We start from the raw sequence: 22,862 nt of genomic DNA, 5'->3' as shown, positions 1-22,862 counted from the left end.
GAGTACGGACGGCCCTGGTCGGTGTCGGTCCGGTCGCGTACCGTGAAGTACACCCTTCGACCCACATGCAATGTCCTCACGAACGGGAGACCCTGGTGCCGGTCGTTCCTGGAGCCGAGCCGTACCGCCATGTCGGCGGCGACGTCGGCGTCCTCCTCTGTCATGGGTTCACGGGTTCCCCGCAGTCGCTGCGCCCCTGGGCCGAGTATCTGGCGGAGCGCGGGCTCACGGTGTCCCTGCCGCTGCTGCCCGGTCACGGCACGCGCTGGCAGGACATGCAGGTGACCGGCTGGCAGGACTGGTACGCGGAGGTGGACCGCGAGCTGCGGTCCCTGGTCGAGCGGTGCAGCCGGGTCTTCGTCTTCGGTCTGTCCATGGGCGGGGCGCTGACGCTGCGGCTCGCCGCCAAGCACGGTGACGCGATCGCGGGCATCGTCGTGGTCAACCCGGCCAACAAGGTGTGGGGGCTTGCCGCGCACACGCTTCCGGTGGTGCGCCACCTGGTGCCCTCCACGAAGGGCGTGGCCAACGACATCGCCAAGCCGGGCGTCGACGAGGGCGGGTACGACCGCACGCCGCTGCACGCCGCGCACACCCTGCGCCAGTTCCTGAAGCTGGTCGACGGCGAGCTGGCGCAGGTCACCCAGCCGATGGTGCTGCTGCACAGCCCCCAGGACCATGTGGTGCCGCCCGCCGACTCGGCCAGGATCCTCAGCCGGGTCTCCTCGACGGACGTCACCGAGATCCTGCTGGAACAGAGCTACCACGTGGCGACGTTGGACCATGATGCGGAGCGGATCTTCGAGGAGAGTCACGCCTTCATCGAGCGGCTCGCTCCGGGTGCCGGGACCATCGGGTCCTCCGCGCAGGGAGTCTTGGGAGGGAGCACGACCGGTGGCTGAGCAGCACGACGCGGACCGCGAGCCGCAGCCGATCGACGAGGAGGCCGCATGGGCGGCCATCATCGCCGGTTACGGCGACGAGCCGGCCGACCCGCCGGGCGCCAAGCCGTTCAAGTCCGTGGAGGACCTCGCCCTGCTCGAGGAGAAGGCGAGCCGGCCGGACGACTCCGAGGAGCCGGAGGCGGACCGGCCGGCGCTCGGCAGCTCGATCACCTTCGCGCCCGGGGTCGGCGGCCCGCGCGACTACCAGCTGGACCAGGCCAAGGACGACGACCTCGACGAGACGGACGAGGGCCACTTCGTGCCCCCGGAGCCGCCGCCCCTGCCTGAGGCGGACGTCACGTCCAAGTTCGCCTGGCTCGCGGTGGTCGGCGGCCCGGTCCTGATGCTGATCGCGGTGCTGCTCCAGTGGGACATGACGTGGTGGCTGACGACGCTGTGCATCGGCGGCTTCCTGGGCGGGTTCGCGACGCTGGTGGCCCGGATGTCCCACGGCGACGACGAGGACGACGACCCGGGCCGCGGCGCGGTGGTCTGAGTTCCGGTTGCGGTTCGGGCCCGGTGCCAGGATCCGGGCCCGGGCACCGCGTCACTCCCCCGCAGGGATGCGCAGGGCCGCCAGGACCGGGAGGTGGTCCGTGGCGGCCCTGAGGTCGCGGTCCGTGATGCCCATCAGGCCGCTGGGGACTCCGCAGGCCAGGACCTCCACGCCGCTCGTGGCGAAGATCGCGTCGATGCGCTGGTGAGGGTCGGCAGGGGTGGAGGTGTACTCGCCGCCCCAGGGGCCGGCAGCCCAGCAGTCCTGGAGCTCGGCCGCCAGTCGGATGAAGCTCCGCCCGCCGGGGCGCTCATTGATGTCGCCGGCCGCGATCGCGTGCGGGGTCTCAAGCGCGGCCAGCCGGTCCAGCAGCATCCCCGCCTGGGCGTAGCGCTCGTCGGTCTGCAGGCTCAGATGGCAGCTGAGCAGCCCGATCCGGGCTCCCCCGATCCGTACCACCGCGGTGGCGAAGCCCCGTCGGTGCAGACCGGGGGTGAGCGGCAGCAGCACGTCCTCGGTCCGCTCCACGGTCGCCCGCAGCGAGCACAGCAGCATCGGCCCGGCCGCCGTCGCGCCGCCGGAGAGCATCACCAGCTCGCTCCTGGCCGCGAGGCGCGCCGCGTGCTTGCGCCAGCGGAAGAATCTGGGGGCCTCCTGGACGAACACCAGATCGGGACGGCACGCGCGGATCACCCGGGCCAGTGCCTCCTCGTCGTCCCGCATCGAGCGGATGTTGTAGGAGAGGACCCGGATCACCACCGAACCGTCCGGCTCGGTACGGGAGTTGGGCAGCGTACGCGCCGTGCTCATCACCATGCGGATCAACATACGACGGTGCCCGCCGCAACCCCAGAGGGCGCGGCGGGCACGGTGCCGTACGGGTGGTTCAGCCCTGGCGCGCCAGGTCCGCCGCGCCCACCAGGCCGGCCTTGCCGCCCAGCTGGGCGGCGAGCACCTGGGCGTGCGGACGGAACTTGCCGCCCACCAGCCAGCGCCGGAAGGACTTGCGGATCGGGTCGAGGACCAGCTCCCCTTCGTCGGAGACGCCGCCGCCGACGATGAACGCCGAGGGGTCGAAGAGCGAGGCCAGGTCGGCCAGGCCCGCGCCCGCCCAGCGCGCCAGCTCGCGGAACGAGTCGAGCGCGACGGCGTCGCCCTGCCGGGCGGCCTGGCTGATGTGCTTGCCCTGGATGCCCTCGACGGTGCCGTCGCCGAGCCCGAGGAGCACCGTGGCGTTCTCAGGGGTGGCGTTGGCGCGCTGCTTGGCGTACCGCACCAGGGCGCGGCCCGAGGCGTACTGTTCCCAGCAACCCTGGCTGCCGCAGCCGCACAGCAGACCGTCCGGAACCACCCGGATGTGGCCGAACTCCGCGGCCACGCCGAAGCGGCCGCGGCGCAGCTTGTTGCCGATGATGATGCCGCCGCCGAGGCCGGTGCCGAGGGTGATGCAGATGACGTCCTCGTGACCCTGGCCCGCACCGAAGCGGTACTCGCCCCAGGCGGCGGCGTTCGCGTCGTTCTCGACCACGACGGGAAGGCCGACGCGCTGCTCGACCTTGTCCTTGAGCGGTTCGTGGCGCCAGTCGATGTTCGGAGCGAACAGGACGGTGGCACGCTTGTCGTCCACATAGCCGGCGGCGCCGATGCCGACGGCCTCGATGTCATGCCCCTCGCCGGCCCCGGCGACGGCCGAGCAGATCGCGTCGACGATGCCCTCGGGAGTCGACGGGGTGGGCACCTTGTGCGTCTCGAGAATGGTGCCCTCTTCGTCGACCACTCCCGCCGCGATCTTCGTGCCGCCGATGTCGACGCCGATGGTGAGTCCCATGTGTCCCTCAGTTTTCGGTCGAGCCCCGCTACGGCCAACCGTACCCGAGGGCGGGCACGGCCTCGTCAGTCCAGGTCGATGTGCTCGCTCGACGCGGGTCCCTCGTCACGCGGGTCGCGGTCGTCCTCGGCGGCGGTCGGCCCCTGCGTCCAGCGTCGCTCATGGCCCTCGACAGCGGATCGATAAGCGGCGAGCAGCTCGTTGCCGGCGGCGGCGAGGTGGTCGAAGACATGGGGGTTGCGCTCGATGACCGGCTCGACGGCGGACCTGGCCTGGTCGACCAGCTGCTGTACGGCGCTCTGGGCGGCCATGCCCGGCAGCGAGGTCTGGAACGCGGAGACCTTGTCGGCGACCGCTTCGAGGAGCTTCTTCAGTTCCTCGGCGGCCGAGCCCGGCTGGGCCCCGTACTGCGCGCGGCGACGGGCCTTCTCCGCCTGGAGATCCTCCTCGCACGCCGTCGCCCAGGCGTCGTCGTCGACGGCGGGACGCTCAGTGGGATCACTCATGGCGTACTCCTGCGGCAGGACTGAGGGTTTGTACGCTCGACGTTACCCGAATGGGGGTACTGCGTTCAGCGACCGCGGGGCCACAGATCGGGGTCAGGCGTGAAGCGGACCCGCAGTACGCCCTTCTCGAGCGCCGCGCCCGCCACGGTGCAGCGCCGCAGCGCGGACGGCAGCGGGAAGATCCTCCGGAAGGGCCCGACCGTGATGAGGAGTTCATCCCCACGGCGGACCAGGGCGAGCTCCTCCTTGACGGCCCCGGGCAGCCGGAGGTGCAGGACGAGGGTGCCGTCGTCGACGGGGTCCGGTTCCCCGGGGAGGACCCCGTTGCGGCCGTGCCAGTGGTTGTCGGTGTCCGCGAGCGCCTCGATCTGCCTGGCCCGTTCGACGGCCGTCGCGTGGACGTCCTCGACCCACCAGGGGTCCGGGCCGCGCTCCTCGCGGTCCCAGTGGAGGGCCAGGACGAGCGAGCCGAGGCGCGCGTCGTCCTCGGTGTGGAAGTGGCTCTCGTGGGAGGCGCAGTTCGCCTCGGTCTCCAGGAGCGCGAGATCGTCAAGGCCGCGCGGGTCACGGCCGAGATGGGGCATTTCGCAGACCTGCGCCGGGCCTCGTGCGACCCAGTCGGTCACCCACTGGTCCAGGCACTTGCGCTGCTGGGCGGCGAGCCCGGCCGCCCACGTGTCGGGCGAGCCCTCCGGGACGCAGCGGTTGGCCACGATCATCTCGACGTCCAGGCCGTGCAGGCTCAGCCCGGCGCGAGCCGTGCGCAGGGCGTCCGCGGCGGCGGGACCCGGCTCGGCGACCACGGTCACATTGGTGTTCGAGGATTCGATCACCGACTGGACACCGGCCAGCTCGGTGTCCCAGCGCTCGGCCGTCTCGTACAGCCACTGCGCAGGCATCGGTACGCCGGCGAGCTGGGCGAGCATCGGCCGCAGCGCCCTGGCGGCCTGCCGCTCACGCGGCAGCAGCCGACGCAGATAGCGGCGCAGCTGGTCGGGCAGGGCCAGCAGGGCGATGGTCTCGCGCAGTGGCGGCATGTCGACGACGGCGACGTCCCAGGGACCGCGGGCCGCGACCGTGAGCGCCCGCAGCAGCGCGAACTGCTCGCTGCCGGGCAGGTCGGTCAGCTCCTCGTCCTCCAGTGGCCGGGCGCCCAGCAGATCGAGCGCGGCGGAGCTGCGTTGCTGGAGGGAGAGGAACTCCGCCCGGAAATCGGCTCCGGGCTCGATACGGGCGGCCCACAGCATGTCCGCGACCGCGGCCGGGGCGTCCACCCTGCCGGTGACGGGTGCGCCCAGAACCTCGCCCGGCTCTGCCGACAGCAACAGCGTGCGCTTGCCGGCCCGGGCCGCGGCCAGTGCGGTGGCTGCGGCGACGGTGGTACGGCCCGCGCCGCCGAGGCCGGTGACGAGGACCCGGCGCATCAGGCGGCGGCGCCGCTCTCGACTCGCTTCTTCAGACCGGCGAGGGCGCGGTCGATGATGACCTTCTCGGCCTTGCGCTTGATCATGCCGAGCATGGGGATCTTGACGTCGACGGTGAGCTGGTAAGTGACCTCGGTGCGGTCGCCGCCGCCGACCGGTGCGAGGGCATAGGAGCCGTCGAGGGCACGCAGCATCTGGGACTTCACCAGGGTCCAGCTGACCTGGTTCTCGCCGTTCCAGGTGTACGCGAGGGTGTGGTCGTCCTTGATCGCTCCGGCGTCCAGCACCAGCCGGACCTGCTCCGCGCGGCCATCGGCGTCGCGGGCGAGCACCTCGGCCTCCTTCACCTCGCCTGTCCATTCGGGATAGCGGGCGAAGTCGGAGATCACTCCCATGACATCGGCCGGCGCCGCATCGATCGTGATGCTCGAGCTGGTGTGTTCCGCCATCGCTGCGGCTCCTCACATGCGGTACGGCCGGGAGTGGTGTGGTGGTGTGCAGGCTATCGCGACCGGGCGGCCCGTCAGTGACGGGCCCGGGTCACCATGTCAGGGACCAGGGACGTCCGGTGGAGGCGAAGTGTCCGACGTTGACGCACTCGGTCGCGTCGATGCGCATCCGGCGGACGAGGGGCTGGTGGACGTGCCCGAAGAGGGCGTACCGCGGCCGGGTGCGCCGGATGGCGTCCAGCAGTGCACGGCTGCCGCGCTCGAAGCGGCGTGCGACCGTGTCATAGGTCAGTTCGGGTACCTCGGGCGGGATGTGGGAGCACAGCACATCGACCTCGCCGACCGCCTCGATCTTGGCGGCGTACTCCTCGTCGGAGATCTCGTAGGGCGTACGCATCGGGGAACGCAGTCCGCCGCCGACGAAGCCGAAGAGGAGGCCGCCGATCTCGGCACGTTCACCGTCCAGCACGGTGGTGCCGGGGCGGGCGTACTCGGGCCAGAGTGTCGGGATGTCGACATTGCCGTAGGTGGCGTACGTCGGTGTGGGAAAGGCGGCGAACAACTCGGCGTACTGACGGCGCACCGCGGACTCGATGGCGCTCTCGCGGTCCATCCCGAGCTCGGCCCAGAGCCTGCGGCCCAGCTCACGTGCCTCGTCGAAGCGCCGCGCGGTACGCAGCTCCACGATCAGATCGGCGTTCTCGACGCCGAAGAGGTCGGGGAAGATGCCGCGCGAGTGATCGGCGTAGTCGAGGAAGAGCACCAGGTCGCCGAGGCAGATCAGGGCATCGGCGCCGTCACCTGCGGTCGCGAGGTCTTGTGCATTGCCGTGCACGTCACTGACCACATTGACTCGCATGCCACGCATGACGATCACCCTAGAGCGCAGGTTTACCGCTTGGGTGGAGGGGGGTGGACCTGCGGTTGCTTCCGGGTCGGTACGGCGTGGACTACCCTGCGCGAAGTACATCCATGAACGTGTGACGCAGCGAACATCTGGCCGGGACCCCCTATCGGGAACCCAGTACTGGTGGGTAACGTCCGGGCAGTCCAGTCGTGCTCGCCCCCACCCGAGCACCTGCCCGATCTTGGACCGCAGCCGGTGCATCACACAGAGCCGTGGCGCCGGAGCCCGATGAGGAGCAGCAGTCTTGCGCGAGTTCAGCCTTCCGGCCCTGTACGAGGTCCCTGCAGACGGCAACCTGACGGATCTCATCCGCCGCAATGCCACGCAGCATCCCGATGTCGCCGTCATGAGCCGCAAGGTCGCCGGTGCCTGGACCGATGTCACCGCGCCTCAGTTCCTGGCCGAGGTACGGGCCGCCGCCAAGGGCCTGATCGCCGCCGGCGTCCAGCCGGGCGACCGGGTCGCGCTCGTGTCCCGCACCCGCTACGAGTGGGTGCAGCTGGACTTCGCGATCTGGAGCGCCGGCGCCGTCACCGTCCCTGTGTACGAAACGAGTTCGGCCGAGCAGATCCAGTGGATCCTCAGTGACTCCGGCGCGGTCGCGGTGATCGTGGAGAGCTCGGCGCACGCCGCCGCCGTCGAGTCGGTGCGTGCATCGCTGCCGGCCGTCAAGCATGTGTGGCAGATCGAGCAGGGTGCGGTCGAGGAGCTCACCGCCGCGGGGGCGGAGGTCTCCGAGGAGACGGTGGACGAGCGCAGCGCGGCGGCCAAGGCCGACGACCCGGCGACGATCGTCTACACCTCGGGCACCACCGGCCGCCCCAAGGGCTGTGTGCTCACCCACCGCGCCTTCTTCGCGGAGTGCGGCAACCTGGTCGAGCGCCTCAAGCCGCTGTTCCGTACGGGCGAGAGCTCGGTGCTGCTCTTCCTGCCGGCCGCCCACGTCTTCGGCCGCATGGTCGAGATCGCGGCCGTCATGGCACCGATCAAGCTCGGCTGCGTGTCGGACATCAAGAACCTCACCGACGAGCTGGCCGGCTTCCGGCCCACCCTGATCCTCGGTGTGCCGCGCGTCTTCGAGAAGGTCTACAACTCCGCGCGGGCGAAGGCCCAGGCGGACGGCAAGGGCAAGATCTTCGACAAGGCCGCCGACACGGCGATCGCCTACAGCCGGGCCACCAGCACTCCGCAGGGTGCACCGCTCGGCCTGAAGATCAAGCACAAGGTCTTCGACAGGCTCGTCTACAGCAAGCTGCGAGCGGTGCTGGGCGGGCGCGGCGAGTACGCGATCTCCGGCGGCGCGCCGCTGGGCGAGCGTCTCGGCCACTTCTATCGTGGCATCGGCTTCACGGTCCTGGAGGGCTACGGCCTGACCGAGTCGTGTGCGGCGACCGCGTTCAGCCCGTGGGACCGGCAGAAGATCGGCACGGTGGGCCAGCCGCTGCCGGGCTCGGTGGTGCGGATCGCGGACGACGGCGAGATCCTGCTGCACGGTGAGCACATCTTCCAGGGCTACTGGAACAACGAAGCCGCGACGGCGGAGGCGCTGACCGACGGCTGGTTCCACACCGGCGACATCGGCACCCTGGACGAGGACGGCTACCTCGCGATCACGGGCCGCAAGAAGGAGATCCTGGTCACCGCGGGCGGCAAGAACGTCGCTCCCGCGGTGATCGAGGACCGCATCCGCGCCCATGCGCTGGTCGCGGAGTGCATGGTGGTCGGCGACGGGCGCCCGTTCGTGGGCGCGCTGGTCACCATCGACGAGGAGTTCCTCGGCCGCTGGGCCGCGGACCACGACAAGCCGGCCGGTTCGACGGCGGCGGCGCTGCGCGACGACCCGGAGCTGCTGGCCGAGATCCAGAAGGCGGTGGACGACGGCAACGCGGCCGTCTCCAAGGCGGAATCGGTGCGGAAATTCCGCATTCTCTCCTCCCAGTTCACTGAAGAGGCGGGCCACATCACGCCGTCGCTGAAGCTGAAGCGCAATGTGGTGGCGAAGGACTTCGCGGACGAGATCGAGGGTCTCTACCGGGGCTGAGCGGGATCGCTTGCACCCGGGGCGCCGCCCCCGGACCCCCGCGCCTCGATCTCCCCCGGAATTCGTTCGGGAGCACCTCCAAGAGCTTGATGTGCTCCCCGCAGCCTTTGCGCGTCGGGCTGATTTTCGCCCGCAGGGCGGGAGTCGGCCCGTCCGGCGTTCGAGGACACTCCCCCTGCGGGCGTGGGAGGGCCGAGCAGCGGAACAGCTCTGCGCAGCGGCCGTCCCGCACGTGCTGTCACGCGTCCTCCGCGAGGATCCTGGCCATGTTCCGCTCGGCGAGTGCGGTGATGGTGACGAACGGGTTCACGCCCAGCGAGCCGGGGATCAGGGCACCGTCGGTGACATACAGCAGTGAACTCCCCTTCACCCGGCCCCAGTCGTCCGTCGCGCGCCCCAGCACGCAGCCGCCCAGCGGGTGGTACGTGAAGTCGTCGGCGAAGATCCGGTTGCCGCCGAACAGGTCGTAGCGGTGGATCGTCGCGTTCGCCCGGTTGATGCGGTCGAACAGCGACTTCGCCGCGGTGACCGACGGCTGGTTCTGCGACCGGCTCCAGTTGAGTTTCGCGGAGTCGCTCGCCGCGTCGTACGTGAAGGTGCCGCGTTCGGGGTTTTTGGTGATCGCCAGGTAGAGGCTGATCCAGTGCTCGAACCCCATGGGCAGCGGCGCGATCTCGGCGAAGACCGGATGCGTGGGGTTCGACCAGTCGTCGATGCCCATGGCCGGCATCGTGGCCTGGTTCGCCCCGACCGTGTCCCACACGTGCATCGCACGGCCGGTCATCAGGTTGCCGTTGTGGCCCCAGCCCCGGCCCACGTCCTGGCCGAGGCCGGGCAGTGCGCCCGTCTCCCGGGCGCGCAGCAGGATCTCCGTGCTGCCGAGGCTGCCCGCGCCGAGGAAGAGCTGCCGGCAGCCGACTTCGACGGTCCTCGCGACCCGGCCCGAGGCATCCGTCTCGTCGACGGTGAGCACAAAGGTGCCGTCCGGTTCCCGGCGTACGGCCCTGACCCGGCTCAGCGTCCTGACGGTGACCTTCCCGGTGCCGAGCGCCTGGGCGAGATAGGTCTTGTCGACGCTGCGTTTGCCGTGGTTGTTGCCGTAGATGACCTCCCCGGCGAGCGCCGACTTCACCGCCTGGCCCGCTGCTTCGCGCTGCATGTGGCCGAAGTCGTAGACGCTGGGCACGAAGACGGTCCGCAGTCCGGCGTTGTGCGCGTGCCTGCGGGCGATCCGCGAGAAGCGGTACCACTCGGTCGCCTCGAACCACGCCGGGTCCACGGTGTTGACGCCCAGCATCTGCCGGGCGCGGGGGAACCAGGTGCCGTACATCTGGTCGGCATCGACCTGGGGCAGCACCTCGGTGAAGTACGCACGTGGCGGGGTCACCGCCATCCCGCCGTTGACCAGGGATCCGCCACCGACCCCCCGTCCCACGAACACGGACATGTCGGCGTACCGGACCCGGTCGAGCACGCCGGGGTAGGGGCTGATGTTCTTGTTGACGACGTCCAGCCACAGGAAGGTGGCCAGCGGCGCCTCCGTGCGGGTGCGGAACCACATGGACCGCCGGTCGGGCGCGCTCGTACTGCAGAAGACCTTGCCGTCCGGACCCGGGGTGTTCCAGAGCCGGCCCATCTCGAGGACGAGGGTGTCGATCCCCGCCTCGCCGAGGCGGAGCGCGGCGACTGCCGCTCCGTAGCCGGAACCGACGACGACAGCGGGTGCGTAGTCGGTGGCCGGGGGCTCCACGGCGGATGCCGCGGAGAGACCGATGCGGGTGAAGCCGAACGCGGAAGCCGCCTGCAGGGCAGCGATGCCCAACAGGTGACGTCGCGTCAGATTTGGTGTCATGTCCGGAGCATGGGCGGAATTTCATGCTCCGCCCAGGTCCCGCACACCCCGGAACTGATGATCCGTCAAAAAGTGTTGACGCAGCTCAGGGAAGTGTTCAGGTGCCCGGCCCGGGACGGGTCAGAGCAGCGTTCTGAGCTTCTCCGCCAGCAGGTCCCAGCGCCACTTCTCCTCGACCCAGGCCCGGCCGCGCTCCCCCATCCGCCGTCGCAGGTCCGGGTCCTCGAGCAGCGTCACGATCCGCTCGGCGGCCGCCGCCTCGTTGCCGCCGGCCACCACCCAGCCCGTCTCACCGTCGAGCACGGCGTCCGGCGCTCCGCCCGAGTCGCCTGCCACCACCGGCAGCCCGGTCGCCGACGCCTCCAGGTACACGATGCCGAGGCCCTCGACGTCCAGTCCGCCCCTGCGGGTGCGGCACGGCATGGCGAACACATCGCCCGCCCCGAAGTGCGCCGGCAGCTCCGCCCAGGGCACGGCCCCGGTGAAGTGCACGGACCCGGCGACCCCGGTGCTGTCGGCGAGCGCGCGCAGGTCCTTCTCGTACGGACCGCCGCCCACGATCAGCAGCACCGCGTCGGGCACCCGCGCCAGGATTGCGGGCATCGCGAGGATCAGGGTGTCCTGCCCCTTGCGCGGCACCAGCCGCGACACGCACACCACGACCGGCCGGTCGCTCAGCCCGAGCCTGCTGCGGATCTCGTCGCCGCCCGAACCGGAGTGGAAGGTCTTCTCGTCCACACCGGGCGGCAGCTGGACCATGCGCCCGGCCGCCGCCGGGGTCAGGGCCGCGGCGATACGCGAACGCGTGTACTCGCCCAGGTAGGTGATCGTGTCCGTGCCCTCGCCTATCCGGCGCACCAGCTGCCGGGACACGGGCAGCTGCGCCCAGCCCGCCTCATGGCCGTGCGTCGTGGCCACCAGCCGCCGTGCGCCCGCCTTGCGCAGCGCGGGCCCCATCAGCCCGAGCGGGGCCGCCGCCCCGAACCACACGGACTCGCACCCGTGCTCGCGCAGCAGGTCCACCGCCCGGCGGGTGACGCGCGGCGTCGGGAGCAGCATCGTGGTGCGGTCCCGCACGACGGTGAACGGCTGCTCGGCGTCGAAGGCCGCGGTCGCCTCGATGCCTTCGCTGCTGTGCTTCCAGGTGGAGGCGTAGACGACGATCCGATCCGGGTCCAGCCGCAGCGCCATGTTGTGCAGGAACGCCTGGATGCCGCCGGGCCGCGGCGGGAAGTCGTTGGTCACGATCAAGGTCTTGTGCATCGCCGACGACAGTACCGAACGGCCCCGCCTCACCGCTCCCGGCCTTCCCCGACCGGCATCATGGGCACCCACCGATCCCGTACGGAACGGATGCGATGCTCATGGCGGACGCAGCCGGCGCGCGGTCCCCCGGCCGCCTGTGGATCCTCGCCTGGCTCCTCACCAGGACCGCCCTGCTGCTCTGCGTCTTCAATGCGGTCACGGTCCCGGGCCCGGACGTCACCCTCGATGTCTCGGTGATCTACCAGGGCTGGTACGAGGTGCTCAGGGCCGGTACGTATCCGCTGGACGACGTCACCTGGCAGTACCCGCCCGGCGCCGCTCTCGCCATCGGCTCCCCCGCCCTGCTGCCGTTCCTGCCCTATCCGGCCGCCTTCTTCGTCCTCGCCCTGCTGTGCGATCTGCTGGTCCTGTGCATGCTGCGGCACGCGGAACGCCACGGCGGCGGGCGCGCCCGCTGGACCTGGATCGTGGGCCTGCCGCTCCTCGGCCCGACCGTGTACGCCCGCTACGACGTGATGGTGACCGCCGTGGCGGTGGCCGCGCTCCTCGCCGGAGCCCGCCGGCCCCGCGTGCTCGGGGCGCTGGCCGGTCTCGGGGCACTGCTGAAGGTCTGGCCGCTGCTGCTGCTCGTGGGCACCGCGCGCGGGCTCACGACCCGGCGCTCCTGGACGGCCGCGGCGGCAGCGGCGGGCGGGCTCACCTTGCTGCTGTGCGCTGCGATGCCGGGCGGGCTGGCCTTTCTCACCTTCCAGCGCGACCGCGGCACGGAGGTCGAGTCCCTGGGTGCGCTGGTCTTCCATGTGGCGCGGCACTTCGGCTGGCCGGGGCAGGTGGTGCTCAGCTACGGGTCGGTCGAGTTCAGCGGCCCGTACGTGCCGCTCGCCGGCTCGGTCGCGCTGGGGCTCTCGGTGGTCTCGTTCCTGTGGCTGGCCGTGTGGCGGCTGCGGGCGCGCGGGGCCGGGCCCGGCACGGTGTGCGACGCGGCCTTCGCCGCCGTGCTGCTGTTCACCGTCACCAGCCGGGTGATCAGCCCGCAGTACCTGGTCTGGCTGGTGGGCCTGGCCGCGGTGTGCCTGGTCCACGCGGAGAGCCCGATGGTGCGGCCGGCACGCCTGGTGCTGGCCGCGAGCGCGGTCACACTGCTGGAGTTCCCGGTGTGGTTCGGCCATGTGGTGGCGAGCGATGCGCTCGGGGTGCTGCTGCTCGTGCTGCGCAACGGGCTGCTGGTCGCCGCGGCGCTGATCGCGTGCGCACGGCTGTGGCGCCGGACGGTCCCCGGCCCCCCGCAAGTCGTCAGTCCAGCCGCTCGTGCAGATAGTCCCGCCACAGCGAGGTGAACTCCTGCAGCGTCGTGCCCAGCACTTCACCCAGCGCCCTCTCCACCGAGCCGTCCCGGTGCTCGGCGCCCCCCACGGACGTGTAGAACGCCGTGAGCGCCTCTTCGCCCCAGCGGTCGGCGATCAGCTCGCAGGCCAGCCAGCCGCCCTCGTACGCGCGCGCCAGGGCCTTGGCGTCCCCGCCGAAGGCGAACTCCTCGTCGGACGGCAGCTCCGCGGGAACATCACCGCCCCGGACCGCGTCCCGCAGGTCCGGGGCGCTCTCGCCGGCGGAGCGGCCGACGCCGCGGTAGGCGGCCCAGTCCGCGAAGCCTTCGGAGAGCCACATGGGTGTGGCGGCGGACGTGTGCGCCCGGGTGGCGACATGGGTGGTCTCATGCGTCAGGACGACCCGCCGGCCGAACTCGCCGAGCGCCGCGTACGCGTCCGGGTTGACGATCACCCGATCGGCCGACGAGGCTCCGGAGGGTCCCCTCTCCCCGGTGGTGACCGCGGCGATGCCCCGGTACCCCGCCGCCGGGGCGCCCAGCAGCCTGCCCATGGCCTCCACGGACGAGGGCACGAGCACGACGACCCGGCGGATCCACTTCGAGGGCCAGGCGGCCGAGACGGCGGGCACGGCGCGATCCGCGGCCGCCGCGAGGGCGCGCAGATGCCTGCCGTCCTGGCCCACGCCGAGGACGAGGCTGCGGCTGCCCCGTACCACCTGGACATCGCCCTGCTGCCACAGCTGCTGGGAGCTGCCGGTGCCCGCGCGGTCGGATGTGACGTACCAGCGGCCGCCGTCCGCACGCAGCTCCAGCGTGCGCGAGGTGGTCACCGGGGCGGAGTCGTAGCCGGCGAACCGGTAGCGCAGCTCGGTGTCGGCGACGGCGCGCGTGCCCTGGTGGCGCACGCCCTTGATGCGGTACTCCCAGGTGCTCAGCGGCACGTCCTCGAGCTGGTCGAACTCCTTGCGCTGCCGGGCGCGCAGCGTGGCCGCCGCCGGGTCGAGAGCGGCCAGATACCCGTCCAGGTCATGGCGGAGCACGGCGTTGGCGCGGTCGTCCAGCGTCTCCTGGATGCCCCGCAGCGTGGTGTCCGCCCGGTCGGGGGCGGCGGTGCAGCCGGACACCAGCAGCAGCGCGGCGAGACCGAGTCCCGCCGTACGCCGTATCGCCGCGCGCCTGGTGCGCCGTGCGTGCCTCTGACCTGCCACCCTGCCGATCGTACGGAACACGCGGGTGAAGGGGCGGGGAAAGCGGCGGGGTCCGGCCCGCGGGGCGGTTCAGACCCGGGTGACGGCGTGGACGGGCATCATGCCGACCGGGTCGTAGCGGACGGAGGCCCCCGGATAGGGCGCGTGCACCACCCGGCCGTTGCCGACGTACAGGGCGACATGGCTGGCGTCGCTACGGTACGTGACGATGTCACCCGGCCGGGCCTCGGACAGCGGCACCCGCCGGCCGGCGTTCGCCTGCGCCTGCGAGGTACGCGGCAGGCCCACGCCGGCCTGGGCGTACGACCACTGGACAAGCCCCGAGCAGTCGAAGCCGGAGGGACCGCTGGCCCCCCACACGTACGGCCGGCCGATGGCGCTACGGGCCGACAGCACCGCGGCGCCGGCGTGCGGGGAACCGGGCCCCAGGCCCGGCACGTCGGGCAGCATCAGGTCGCGGCCCGACCGGGAGGCGCGGTCGAACGCCGCCCGCTCGGCGTCCGGCAGGGAGTTCAGCAGTCGGCGGGCCTCGCCCAGCTTGCGCTCCACGGCGCGTTTGTGCCGTGCCACAGCGGCACGGCTGCGCTCCAGCTCCAGCAGATCGCGCGAGGCCTCGGCGCGCTCCTGCCCGAGGTCGCGCTGTGCCCGCCGCAGATCGCGCAGCGCGGTGGCCTGGCGCTCGGTGATGCGGTCCAGGGTCTGCGCCGCCTCCAGGTAGCTGTCAGGGTTCTCGGAGAGCAGCAGGGCGAGGGCCGGGTCCATCCCGCTGGAGCGGTACTGGGCACCGGCCACCGAACCCAGCATGTCCCGCATGCCGTTGATGCGCTCCTGGCCGCGGGCGACGCGGTCCTGGGCGTGCTCGACCTCCTCGCGCAGCTGCGTCACGCGCTCGCCGGCCCTGTTGAAGCGCTCGGTGGCCCGCTCCGCCTCCTCGAAGAGCCGGTCGAGCCTGGCGCGGGTGGCTGCCGCGGAGTCCCGCGGGTCGGCGCCGGCGGGTGCGGCGCCGAACGCCGCCGCGGCCGTTGCCGCCGCGGCGGACAGGACAGTGACCCGGGCCCCTCGGGTGAGGCCGGACTGTGCGGGTCGGCGATGGGACACCACAGGCCGCGCTCCCTTCCGCAGGTACTGGTGACAGTGCGCGGCAGAGAGTAACCGGGCGACCACGCGGCGGCCAAAGAGCGCACCGGGCACACAAAGTGACGCCCCGCCGGAGACCACAGGTCACCGGCGGGGCGCGTCGTCAGCAGGGTCTGACCGAATTCCCCCGTTCGGGCGGGCGTGAACGCCTTCCGAACGATTCGTCAGACACGCACGCCGAACATGTACGGCATGTTGTTGATCGACTCGTAGCGCACGCTCGCACCGGGCTTGGGCGCGTGCAGCACCTGGCCGTTGCCGGCGTAGAAGCCCACGTGGTGCAGGTCACCGTAGAAGAACACCAGGTCACCCTGCTGGAGGGCGCTCTGCGAGGAGATGCGGGTGCCGATGTTGGCCTGGGACTGGGAGGTCCGCGGTATGGAGACACCGGCCTGCGCGTACGCCCAGGAGGTGAGGCCGGAGCAGTCGAAGGAGCTCGGGCCGGAGGCGCCGTACACGTACGGCGAGCCGATCTTGGACTGGGCGGCGGAGAACGCGGCAGCTGCGCGCTGCGAGGCGGGGACGGCGTTGCCGAGGTCCGCTCGCGAACTGGCGCGGTTGGCACGGGAGTCGTCGGCGGAGAGCGCGGCCCGCTCCGCCGCGGTGAGGGAGTTCAGCAGCTTCTGCGCGGCGGCGAGCTTGTTCTGGACTTCCTTCTTCTTGTCGCCGAGCTCCTTGCGGGTGTCCGCGAGGTCGCCGAGCTTCTCCTTGGCCTCCTGGCGCTGCTGCGCGAGGGTGCGCTGCTTGGCCTGGATCTCCTGGATCGCCTCGGTCTGCTTGGCACCGAGCTGGTCGAGGGCCGAGGCCTTGTCGAGGTAGGTGTCCGGGTCGCCGGAGAGGAAGAGCTGCACGGAGGGGTCGATGCCGCCGGTGCGGTACTGGGCGCTCGCGACCGAACCGAGACTGTCCCGCAGGGTGTTGAGCTCTTCCTGACCTCGCGCGACCTTGTCCTGCAGCGCGTCGATCTGCTTGTCGAGCTTCTCCTGCTGCTCCTTGGCCCCGTTGTACTTCTCGGTGGCCTTCTCCGCCTCTTCGTAGAGCTTGTCGACCTTCTCCTTGACCTCGCTCTTGCTCGGCTTCGGTTCGGCCTGGGCGGTCTGGGCGGTCAGGGCGACAGCCGCAGCGGCGGTCGCGGTGAGCACGGTCACGCGGGTGCGGCTCGGCTGCTTGGGTCGACGGTGGGACGCCACGAAGGCGAGCTCCTTCTTCCTCGAGCCGCCTACCGGGCTGTGGGGGGTTCAATCCCCGGCGTCCGCGCGTCGGATCCCCCGGGGGAAAAAGGGGCGAACTACGCGAACTCGGCGGTGCCTTCGCTGTCGCCCCGGATGGGCGATCAACCGCGCGAAGGTTCGAGGCCAGACCTTAGTGACCTTCTTGTGATCAGTTCAAATCCTCACGAGAAAATTCTTGCCCGCCACGCGCATTCTTTACTTGCATCACACGCGTAGTAATGGTCACTTGACGCAACGTCCCACTCGCGATGGCACAAATTCGGGCATATATGACGGGAGTTACGAGAGCCGCGAAAGCCGCTTCAGCAGCAATGCGGACGCGACCGGGCGGGCGCCCGCCTTGGCCACTCCGTCGGCGACCTCACGGTCGGTGGAGACCACCACCACCGGCCGGCCGGGCGGCTCGGCCCGCACCAGCTGACGGATCAGCTCGTCCGCGGTCACCCCCGGCTTGGAGAACAGCACCCGCACTCCGCGCGGCGGCGCCAGCAGCACCGGAGCGGCCAGCTCCGCGCCGTCGAACACGCAGGTGATCTCCGCGCCGGTCTGGGCGGCGAGCACGGAAAGACCGCCCAGCAGCCGCAGCCGCTGCTTCTCCAGCGGCATCGTCGGATAGCCGGTCTTGGTGACGTTGTAGCCGTCGATCACCAGATGCGCCTGGGGCAGTGCGAGCAGCTGGTCGAGCAGGGCCGGATCGGTCTCGGACAGGGCCCGTGCCGCGATGTCCTTGGGCGACATCCTGCCGGGCTCCACGGCGTCCACGGTGTCCGCCGGATGGATCCCGGCCGGCGGCAGCGCCAGCTCGCGACGCAGCCCCTGGGCCGCGTCCAGGACCGTGTCCAGCAGCAGCCGCAGCCGCATGTCCTCGATGGAACGCCCCTCACGGGCGGCCCGGCGGCCCGCCTCGACCGCGGCCTCCGCCTCTGCCAGCCGCGCCTTGAGCCGCCGGCTCTCGCTCTCGGCGGCCGACACCTGGGCGGCGGCCTGCGCCTTGATCGCGTCGGTCTCGCCCGCCGTACGACGCAGGGCGGCCTCACCGCGCTTCACATCGGCCTGGGCGCTGCGCAGTTTGCGGTGCAGCGACTCGGCTTCCTTGCGGGCGGCGTCCAGTTCGGCACGCAGCCCCTCGGTCTCGCTCCTGATCTGGCCGCGCGCCTCGGCGAGCTCCGCGCGCAGCCGCTCCAGCTCGCGCCGGCCCTCTTCGTCGGCGCGCTCGGCGTCGGCGCGCTGGGCCTCCTCGCCCGCGGCGGCGACCAGTTTCACCCACCCGACGGGACGCAGGACATAGGCCGCGGCCGCCACATCGACGGGATCGGCTGCCGCGGGAGGGGGTCCGGACTCGAGCGCCTCGGCCAGCTCGGGCTGGGCTTTTCCGATCCGCTCGCCGATGCGCTGGCGGAAGACCGGGTCGCTCTCCAGCGCGGCGGCCATCGCATTGCCGGCGAACTTGGCGCGCCGGGTGGGGGTGAAACGGGCGTACTGCCGCAATTGGGACGGCAGTTCGGCCACCGTCAGGCCGCCGAACGCGTCCGAGACCAGGGCGACGACCCGCCGCCGCACACTTTCCGGCAGCGGGCGGTCGAGCGCCTCGGCAGCGCCACCGGCCGCATCGGCCGGCTCAGCGCCGCTGTGTGGCTGCTCCACCATCCGTCACCCCTACTGCCTGTCGTCTGCCCGCTGCCCGGGCCGCTGCTCAGGAAGCCGCGCCCGGCCTGTCCACCAGTTCGATCTGATCCACCGCGTTGCACCAGCGGCAGCGGACCGATTCGATGGTCTCACTGACCACCTCGCGCTCCTCCACCTTCGATTCCCCGGCCAGGTCCAGATGCACGTACTCGACGACCTTCGACGAGCGCGTGACATCGAAGCGGGTCAGGTTGCCGCACAGTGTGCAGCGCCACCGGGTCTCGGGGGTCGGCGAGGGAACCGTCGTCATCGTGCCGTCCTTCTTCGTGGTGCGGATGCGGGTGCCGCGGTGCGCCGTCGAACTGCGGATGTACTGCCCGTAACCCTACGGCCTCGCGGGTACCCGGTGTCGCGGCGAGGCACTCTGTGCCGGTCGGTCCACCTACGGCATGATCTGTCCGTGATCGATTGGTGGGGTGCGATCCGGAACACGGCCAAGGGGCCCGCCGTGACCTACGGCGCGATCGCCGTCTGCTGCGCGGTCTTCCTCGTCAGCCCGGTCTCCGGACTCAATCCGGTGTACGGCACGGGCGACCGTTTACTCGTCGCACAGAGCGCGTACTTCGAGCAGTGGGGCGTGATCCCGGCCGAACTGCTGAAACGCTCCCCGCACGCCCTGCTCACCCCGCTCACGGCCCTGTTCGTCCACGGCAGCTGGCTGCATCTGCTGGGGAACATGCTGTTTCTCTTCGTCTTCGGCGCGATGGCCGAGGAGCGGATGGGCCGGCTGCAGTTCGCCCTGTTCTATCTGGGCACCGGCTATCTCGCCCTGCTGGTGTACGCGGCCGTCAACGCCGATTCGGCGCAGACCCTGGTGGGGGCGTCCGGGGCGATCTCGGGCGTGCTCGGCGCCTTCCTGTTCCTCTTTCCGAAGGCCCGCGTCACCAGCCTCTTCCCGTTTCTGTTCTTCCTGCCGCTGCGGTTCCCCGCCTGGGTCGTGCTGATCTTCTGGTTCGGGCTCCAGTGGCTGGCCGCGAGGAACGCGGGCAGCGGGCCCGGGGTCGCCTATCTGGCACATCTGGTGGGGTTCTCGGCGGGCTTTCTCTTCGCCTGGGGCCGGTTCCGCAGTGGGACTAGAGTGAAGGCCCAAGCAGCGGCCACCGAGGGAGAACGCCAACCGTGATCACCGCGATCGTGCTCATCAAGACCAGCGTGGACCGCATCCCCGAGATCGCCGAGTCGATCGCCGCGCTGGACAGCGTCAGCGAGGTCTTCTCGGTGACCGGCACGTACGACCTGATCGCCATGGTCCGTGTGGCCAAGCACGACGACCTGGCGGACGTCATCCCGGGCAGCATCAGCAAGATCCCGGGCGTCGAGGCCACCGACACGCATGTCGCGTTCCGCACCTACTCCCAGCACGACCTGGAGGCGGCGTTCGCCATCGGCCTGGACGCCTGACGCCTCGCGCACTGCGGGGCGAGCACCCGCCCCGCAGTGGCGCGACGACAGCGAGCCCGCGCCGAAGGCGCGGGCTCGTCGGATCCGGGGCAGCCCCGAGCGTCACACGGCCGGGACGCAGCGGCCGTCCTCCGTGCGGTACGTCCACTTCGCACCCTCGCGCACCAGCTCCCGCACCGCCCGGACGAAGCGTTCGACATGCTCGTCCGGCGTCCCCGCGCCGAAGCTGACGCGGATCGCGTTCAGCGACCGCCCCCCGGCCGCCTCGGGGGCGCCGCACTCGCCCGGGTCCTCGGTCTCACCGCCCAGGAGCGTACGCACGAGGGGGTGGGCGCAGAACAGGCCGTCGCGCACCCCGATGCCGTACTCGGCCGACAGCGCCGCCGCGAAGTGCGAGCTGTTCCAGCCGTCGACGACGAACGAGATGACGCCGACGCGCGGGGCATCGGCGCCGAACAGGGAGAGCACCCGCACCTCGGGCACCTCGGCCAGCCCCTCCCGCACCGTTGCGATCAGCTGCTGCTCCCGTGCCACCAGCGCGTCGAAGCCCGCTTCGGTCAGCGCCCTGCACGCCGATGCGATGGAGTAGACGCCGATGACGTTCGGCGAACCGGCCTCGTGGCGCGCGGCCGTGGTGTGCCACTCGACGTCCACGCCGCCGTCCGTGCCCCGCGCGACCGTGCGCGAGGCACCGCCTCCCGCGAGGTACGGCTCCGCCTCCCGCAGCCAGTCCGCGCGCCCGGCGAGCACGCCGGAGCCGAACGGCGCGTACAGCTTGTGCCCGGAGAAGGCGACCCAGTCCACATCCAACTCCCGTACCGACACGGGGTGGTGGGGCGCGAGCTGGGCGGCGTCGAGGACGATCCGGGCGCCGTGGGCGTGAGCCACGGCCGCGAGCTCCTTCACCGGCCACAGTTCACCGGTCACATTGGACGCGCCGGTGACGCAGACCAGGGCGGGCCCGTCCGTGTCCTGAGCGGATGCGGTCCGGTCGGCGAGCGCCCGCTCCAGGGTGGTGACGGCCTCTTCGGGAGTGCGCGGCGCGTCCAGGAAGGTCACCTGGGCCTGACGCCAGGGCAGCAGGGAGGCGTGGTGCTCGGTCTCGAAGACGAACACCCGGCAGCCGGCGGGGAGCACGGAGGCGAGCAGGTTCAGCGAGTCGGTGGTGGAGCGGGTGAAGACGACCTGATCGCCGTCGCGGCAGTCGAGGAAGTCGTGGACGGTCGCCCGGCTGTTCTCGAACAGGTCCGTGGACAGCTGCGAGAGGTAGCCGGCGCCACGGTGCACGCTGCCGTAGTACGGGGCGTACGCGGCCACGTCGTCCCACACGCGCTGCAACGCGGGTGCGCTCGCCGCGTAGTCGAGGGCGGCGTAGACGGCTTCGCCGCCGGTCACCAGCGGAACGGTGACGTCCCGGCCGAGGACCGGGAGCGGGGCGGCACAGCAGGGGTCGGCAACGGCGTCAGGGGTGGCAACGGCGGCGTTCGGGCATGCGGACATGGCGGTATCTCCCGGCAGGAAAAGGCGAATCGGCTTCAAGAACACCCGGATCACGGGTGTGCCTCAACGCACGGACACGACCGTGCGGAGGGTGTGCTGAAGAAGGGGCTACGCGCCCTATCGCATTCGCTTGCTCACGAGACTGCTCCCTTGAGGACCAGGACCCCGGGGCTGTGACATCCGACGATGTCCAGGGGTCCGCGCTTGCCACAGACCTCGCTGCCTGCGACCTGGTCTTCACCCGGGGCACCCCGCCACGGACGGAGGGTTGCCGGACAGCGGGCCGGGGCCTCGTCGCTGTCACTCATGACCTGCCGAAGAAACTACGCGACGTGATCGCCGTCCCGCAACCCGTGTCCGGATTCCGGGACGGCCAGGGGACGGCAGCCCACGGCGGCGTCCGCCGCCAGGCCCTGCGACACCTCACTGTGTTGTCGAAGTCGCCCAAGTACGTCCAGTACGAGGGCGACCTCCCGCGGCCTCGGCCCCGGCGGGCCCGGGGAGACCCCAGGCATCCGCCGCCGGCCGATCCTCGAAGATCGCCCGGACAGGGCTCAGGCGTTGCTCACGGAGACCCAGCGGTCCAGTGCGGCCTTGGCCGCTCCCGAGTCGATGGACACGGCCGCCTTGTCCATGCCGGCCCGCAGCTGCTGCGCGAGCGGGCCGTCGCCCGGCTCCAGGGCCACCAGCGCGGCCGCCGCGTTCAGCAGCACCGCTTCGCGGACCGGACCGGTCTCGCCGCCGAGCAGCCGCCGCGCGACATCCGCGTTGTACGAGGCGTCCGCGCCGCGCAACGCCTCCACGGGCACCAGGTCGATGCCCACGTCGCGCGGGTCGAAGGCCTCCTCGCGCACCGCGCCGTCCCGTACCACCCACACCTTGGACGTGGCGGTGGTGGTCAGCTCGTCCAGACCGTCGTCGCCGCGGAAGACCAGCGCGGACGAGCCCCGTTCGGCCAGTACACCGGCCAGGATCGGCGCCATCCGGGCGTCCGCGACACCGGTCGCCTGGGCCTTGACCCGCGCCGGGTTGGTGAGCGGACCGAGGAAGTTGAACACGGTGCGGATGCCCACCTCCTTGCGGGTGGCCGCCACATGCCGCAGCGCCGGGTGGAACTTGACCGCGAAGCAGAAGGTGATGCCGGCTTCCTCGGCGACCTCGGCGACGCGCCGCGGGGTGAGCTCCAGATTGACCCCGAGCTTCTCCAGGACGTCGGAGGCGCCGCTCGCGGACGAGGCCGCGCGGTTTCCGTGCTTGACGACCTTCGCGCCCGTACCGGCGACGACGATCGCCGACATCGTGGAGATGTTCACCGTCTTGGCCCCGTCGCCGCCGGTGCCGACGATGTCGACGCTGGGGCCTGGCACCTCGATCAGGTTGGCGTGCGCGTACATGGTCCGCACGAGGCCGGTGATCTCGTCGACCGTCTCGCCCTTGGCGCGCAGCGCGACCACGAAAGCGGCGATCTGCGCGTTGGTGGCCTCGCCGCTGAGGATGCGGTCCATCGCCCATGCGGTGGCGTCCGCGCTCTGGTCACGGTTGTCGAGGAGTGCGTTCAGCACGCCGGGCCAGGAGTGGTCCGCCACGCTGTTGCCGCCGACCGGGGTCACAACGTTCATGGTCCGCTCCAGGGTCCACAGCCGATAGGGATGGGTCCA

At 71.4% G+C, this 22,862-nt stretch carries 21 protein-coding genes and 1 riboswitch; of the genes, 6 read left to right on the top strand and 15 right to left on the bottom strand.

From position 1 onward, the window contains the following. The first annotated feature begins 95 nt into the window (after nt 1–95). Together OHS70_RS27480 and OHS70_RS27475 are read left to right on the top strand one after the other, a co-directional pair. Nucleotides 96–902: an alpha/beta hydrolase gene (locus OHS70_RS27480; RefSeq protein WP_328401600.1), complete on the top strand. Its 807-nt coding sequence runs from the start codon at nt 96–98 to the stop codon at nt 900–902. Continuing rightward, nucleotides 895–1,440: a hypothetical protein gene (locus tag OHS70_RS27475; protein ID WP_328401598.1), complete on the top strand. Its 546-nt coding sequence runs from the start codon at nt 895–897 to the stop codon at nt 1,438–1,440. The genes OHS70_RS27480 and OHS70_RS27475 overlap by 8 nt, the downstream gene beginning before the upstream one ends. Before the next feature lie 51 nt (nt 1,441–1,491). Here OHS70_RS27475 and OHS70_RS27470 read toward each other — a convergent pair whose 3' ends face one another. From OHS70_RS27470 to OHS70_RS27445, 6 genes are all read right to left on the bottom strand, one after another. Then, nucleotides 1,492–2,256: an endonuclease/exonuclease/phosphatase family protein gene (locus tag OHS70_RS27470; RefSeq protein WP_443062666.1), complete on the bottom strand. Its 765-nt coding sequence runs from the start codon at nt 2,254–2,256 to the stop codon at nt 1,492–1,494. Between the two features lie 70 nt (nt 2,257–2,326). Next, nucleotides 2,327–3,268: an ROK family glucokinase gene (locus OHS70_RS27465; protein WP_328401596.1), complete on the bottom strand. Its 942-nt coding sequence runs from the start codon at nt 3,266–3,268 to the stop codon at nt 2,327–2,329. A gap of 65 nt (nt 3,269–3,333) precedes the next feature. Further along, nucleotides 3,334–3,774: a DUF5304 domain-containing protein gene (locus OHS70_RS27460; protein WP_328401594.1), complete on the bottom strand. Its 441-nt coding sequence runs from the start codon at nt 3,772–3,774 to the stop codon at nt 3,334–3,336. 65 nt (nt 3,775–3,839) lie between these two features. Beyond that, the gene (locus tag OHS70_RS27455) at nt 3,840–5,198 is read right to left on the bottom strand and encodes an ArsA family ATPase (protein WP_328401592.1); all 1,359 of its coding nucleotides are present in this window, start codon (nt 5,196–5,198) and stop codon (nt 3,840–3,842) included. Further along, complete coding sequence (locus OHS70_RS27450) at nt 5,198–5,647, bottom strand: SRPBCC family protein (RefSeq protein ID WP_328401590.1); 450 nt, start codon at nt 5,645–5,647, stop codon at nt 5,198–5,200. Before OHS70_RS27450 ends, OHS70_RS27455 begins: the two co-directional genes overlap by 1 nt. Nucleotides 5,648–5,738: 91 nt before the next feature. Continuing rightward, nucleotides 5,739–6,506: a metallophosphoesterase family protein gene (locus OHS70_RS27445; RefSeq protein WP_328405934.1), complete on the bottom strand. Its 768-nt coding sequence runs from the start codon at nt 6,504–6,506 to the stop codon at nt 5,739–5,741. A 292-nt stretch (nt 6,507–6,798) separates the two neighbouring features. On the opposite strand from OHS70_RS27445, the gene OHS70_RS27440 reads away from it, so the two are divergent. After that, nucleotides 6,799–8,595, top strand: a complete 1,797-nt coding sequence (locus tag OHS70_RS27440) for an AMP-dependent synthetase/ligase (RefSeq protein ID WP_328401588.1) — start codon at nt 6,799–6,801, stop codon at nt 8,593–8,595. A 238-nt stretch (nt 8,596–8,833) separates the two neighbouring features. Here OHS70_RS27440 and OHS70_RS27435 read toward each other — a convergent pair whose 3' ends face one another. Together OHS70_RS27435 and OHS70_RS27430 are read right to left on the bottom strand one after the other, a co-directional pair. Further along, nucleotides 8,834–10,447, bottom strand: coding sequence for a GMC oxidoreductase (locus OHS70_RS27435; RefSeq protein ID WP_328401586.1), 1,614 nt, complete (start codon nt 10,445–10,447; stop codon nt 8,834–8,836). Nucleotides 10,448–10,567: 120 nt separating this feature from the next. Continuing rightward, entirely contained in the window at nt 10,568–11,710 is a 1,143-nt protein-coding gene (locus tag OHS70_RS27430) for a glycosyltransferase family 4 protein (protein WP_328401584.1), read from the bottom strand. A 95-nt stretch (nt 11,711–11,805) separates the two neighbouring features. Between OHS70_RS27430 and OHS70_RS27425 the strand changes: the two genes are divergently transcribed. Beyond that, a complete protein-coding gene (locus OHS70_RS27425; RefSeq protein ID WP_443062665.1) occupies nt 11,806–13,050 on the top strand; it encodes a glycosyltransferase 87 family protein in 1,245 nt (414 codons plus the stop codon). Here the strand turns inward: OHS70_RS27425 and OHS70_RS27420 are convergent. From OHS70_RS27420 to OHS70_RS27400, 5 genes are all read right to left on the bottom strand, one after another. Then, entirely contained in the window at nt 13,007–14,248 is a 1,242-nt protein-coding gene (locus OHS70_RS27420) for a hypothetical protein (protein ID WP_328401580.1), read from the bottom strand. The two genes, OHS70_RS27425 and OHS70_RS27420, sit on opposite strands and share 44 nt — an antisense overlap. A 69-nt stretch (nt 14,249–14,317) precedes the next feature. Next, nucleotides 14,318–15,349 carry a C40 family peptidase gene (locus OHS70_RS27415; RefSeq protein ID WP_328401578.1) on the bottom strand — a complete coding sequence of 344 codons (1,032 nt, stop codon included), beginning with the start codon at nt 15,347–15,349 and terminating at the stop codon, nt 14,318–14,320. Nucleotides 15,350–15,549: 200 nt separating this feature from the next. Then, nucleotides 15,550–16,575, bottom strand: coding sequence for a C40 family peptidase (locus OHS70_RS27410; RefSeq protein ID WP_328401576.1), 1,026 nt, complete (start codon nt 16,573–16,575; stop codon nt 15,550–15,552). A 321-nt stretch (nt 16,576–16,896) separates the two neighbouring features. Beyond that, entirely contained in the window at nt 16,897–18,261 is a 1,365-nt protein-coding gene (locus OHS70_RS27405) for an NYN domain-containing protein (protein WP_328405932.1), read from the bottom strand. 49 nt (nt 18,262–18,310) lie between these two features. Next, nucleotides 18,311–18,553: a hypothetical protein gene (locus OHS70_RS27400; RefSeq protein ID WP_328401574.1), complete on the bottom strand. Its 243-nt coding sequence runs from the start codon at nt 18,551–18,553 to the stop codon at nt 18,311–18,313. 150 nt (nt 18,554–18,703) lie between these two features. Here OHS70_RS27400 and OHS70_RS27395 point away from each other — a divergent pair, with 150 nt between their 5' ends. Both OHS70_RS27395 and OHS70_RS27390 read left to right on the top strand, forming a co-directional pair. Continuing rightward, on the top strand, nt 18,704–19,426 hold the full coding sequence (locus tag OHS70_RS27395; RefSeq protein ID WP_328401572.1) for a rhomboid family intramembrane serine protease: 723 nt from the start codon (nt 18,704–18,706) through the stop codon (nt 19,424–19,426). Continuing rightward, a complete protein-coding gene (locus OHS70_RS27390) occupies nt 19,423–19,704 on the top strand; it encodes an Lrp/AsnC family transcriptional regulator (RefSeq protein ID WP_328401570.1) in 282 nt (93 codons plus the stop codon). The genes OHS70_RS27395 and OHS70_RS27390 overlap by 4 nt, the downstream gene beginning before the upstream one ends. Before the next feature lie 102 nt (nt 19,705–19,806). On the opposite strand, the gene OHS70_RS27385 is transcribed toward OHS70_RS27390, so the two are convergent. Both OHS70_RS27385 and trpD read right to left on the bottom strand, forming a co-directional pair. Continuing rightward, nucleotides 19,807–21,204 (bottom strand): aminotransferase class V-fold PLP-dependent enzyme, encoded by a 1,398-nt coding sequence (locus tag OHS70_RS27385; protein ID WP_328401568.1) that lies wholly within the window; start codon nt 21,202–21,204, stop codon nt 19,807–19,809. A 195-nt stretch (nt 21,205–21,399) separates the two neighbouring features. Next, a riboswitch (SAM riboswitch) is annotated at nt 21,400–21,516 on the bottom strand. A 242-nt stretch (nt 21,517–21,758) separates the two neighbouring features. Continuing rightward, complete coding sequence (gene trpD / locus OHS70_RS27380; protein WP_328401566.1) at nt 21,759–22,823, bottom strand: anthranilate phosphoribosyltransferase; 1,065 nt, start codon at nt 22,821–22,823, stop codon at nt 21,759–21,761. Nucleotides 22,824–22,862: the final 39 nt, after the last annotated feature.

It is taken from the genome of Streptomyces sp. NBC_00390 (assembly GCF_036057275.1).
Lineage (GTDB): Bacteria > Actinomycetota > Actinomycetes > Streptomycetales > Streptomycetaceae > Streptomyces.
The sequence above is the reverse complement of the archived record's forward strand: the minus strand, read 5'-3'. Positions and strand labels throughout refer to the sequence as shown.

What these genes read in the sequence shown, in the direction of transcription:
- OHS70_RS27450 (WP_328401590.1), bottom strand. Translation starts at nt 5,647, where the DNA reads ATGGCGGAACACACCAGCTCGAGCATCACGATCGATGCGGCGCCGGCC.
- OHS70_RS27460 (WP_328401594.1), bottom strand. Translation starts at nt 3,774, where the DNA reads ATGAGTGATCCCACTGAGCGTCCCGCCGTCGACGACGACGCCTGGGCG.
- OHS70_RS27400 (WP_328401574.1), bottom strand. Translation starts at nt 18,553, where the DNA reads ATGACGACGGTTCCCTCGCCGACCCCCGAGACCCGGTGGCGCTGCACA.
- trpD (WP_328401566.1), bottom strand. Translation starts at nt 22,823, where the DNA reads ATGAACGTTGTGACCCCGGTCGGCGGCAACAGCGTGGCGGACCACTCC.
- OHS70_RS27465 (WP_328401596.1), bottom strand. Translation starts at nt 3,268, where the DNA reads ATGGGACTCACCATCGGCGTCGACATCGGCGGCACGAAGATCGCGGCG.
- OHS70_RS27385 (WP_328401568.1), bottom strand. Translation starts at nt 21,204, where the DNA reads ATGTCCGCATGCCCGAACGCCGCCGTTGCCACCCCTGACGCCGTTGCC.
- OHS70_RS27455 (WP_328401592.1), bottom strand. Translation starts at nt 5,198, where the DNA reads ATGCGCCGGGTCCTCGTCACCGGCCTCGGCGGCGCGGGCCGTACCACC.
- OHS70_RS27435 (WP_328401586.1), bottom strand. Translation starts at nt 10,447, where the DNA reads ATGACACCAAATCTGACGCGACGTCACCTGTTGGGCATCGCTGCCCTG.
- OHS70_RS27445 (WP_328405934.1), bottom strand. Translation starts at nt 6,506, where the DNA reads ATGCGAGTCAATGTGGTCAGTGACGTGCACGGCAATGCACAAGACCTC.
- OHS70_RS27470 (WP_443062666.1), bottom strand. Translation starts at nt 2,256, where the DNA reads ATGGTGATGAGCACGGCGCGTACGCTGCCCAACTCCCGTACCGAGCCG.
- OHS70_RS27430 (WP_328401584.1), bottom strand. Translation starts at nt 11,710, where the DNA reads ATGCACAAGACCTTGATCGTGACCAACGACTTCCCGCCGCGGCCCGGC.
- OHS70_RS27425 (WP_443062665.1), top strand. Translation starts at nt 11,806, where the DNA reads ATGCTCATGGCGGACGCAGCCGGCGCGCGGTCCCCCGGCCGCCTGTGG.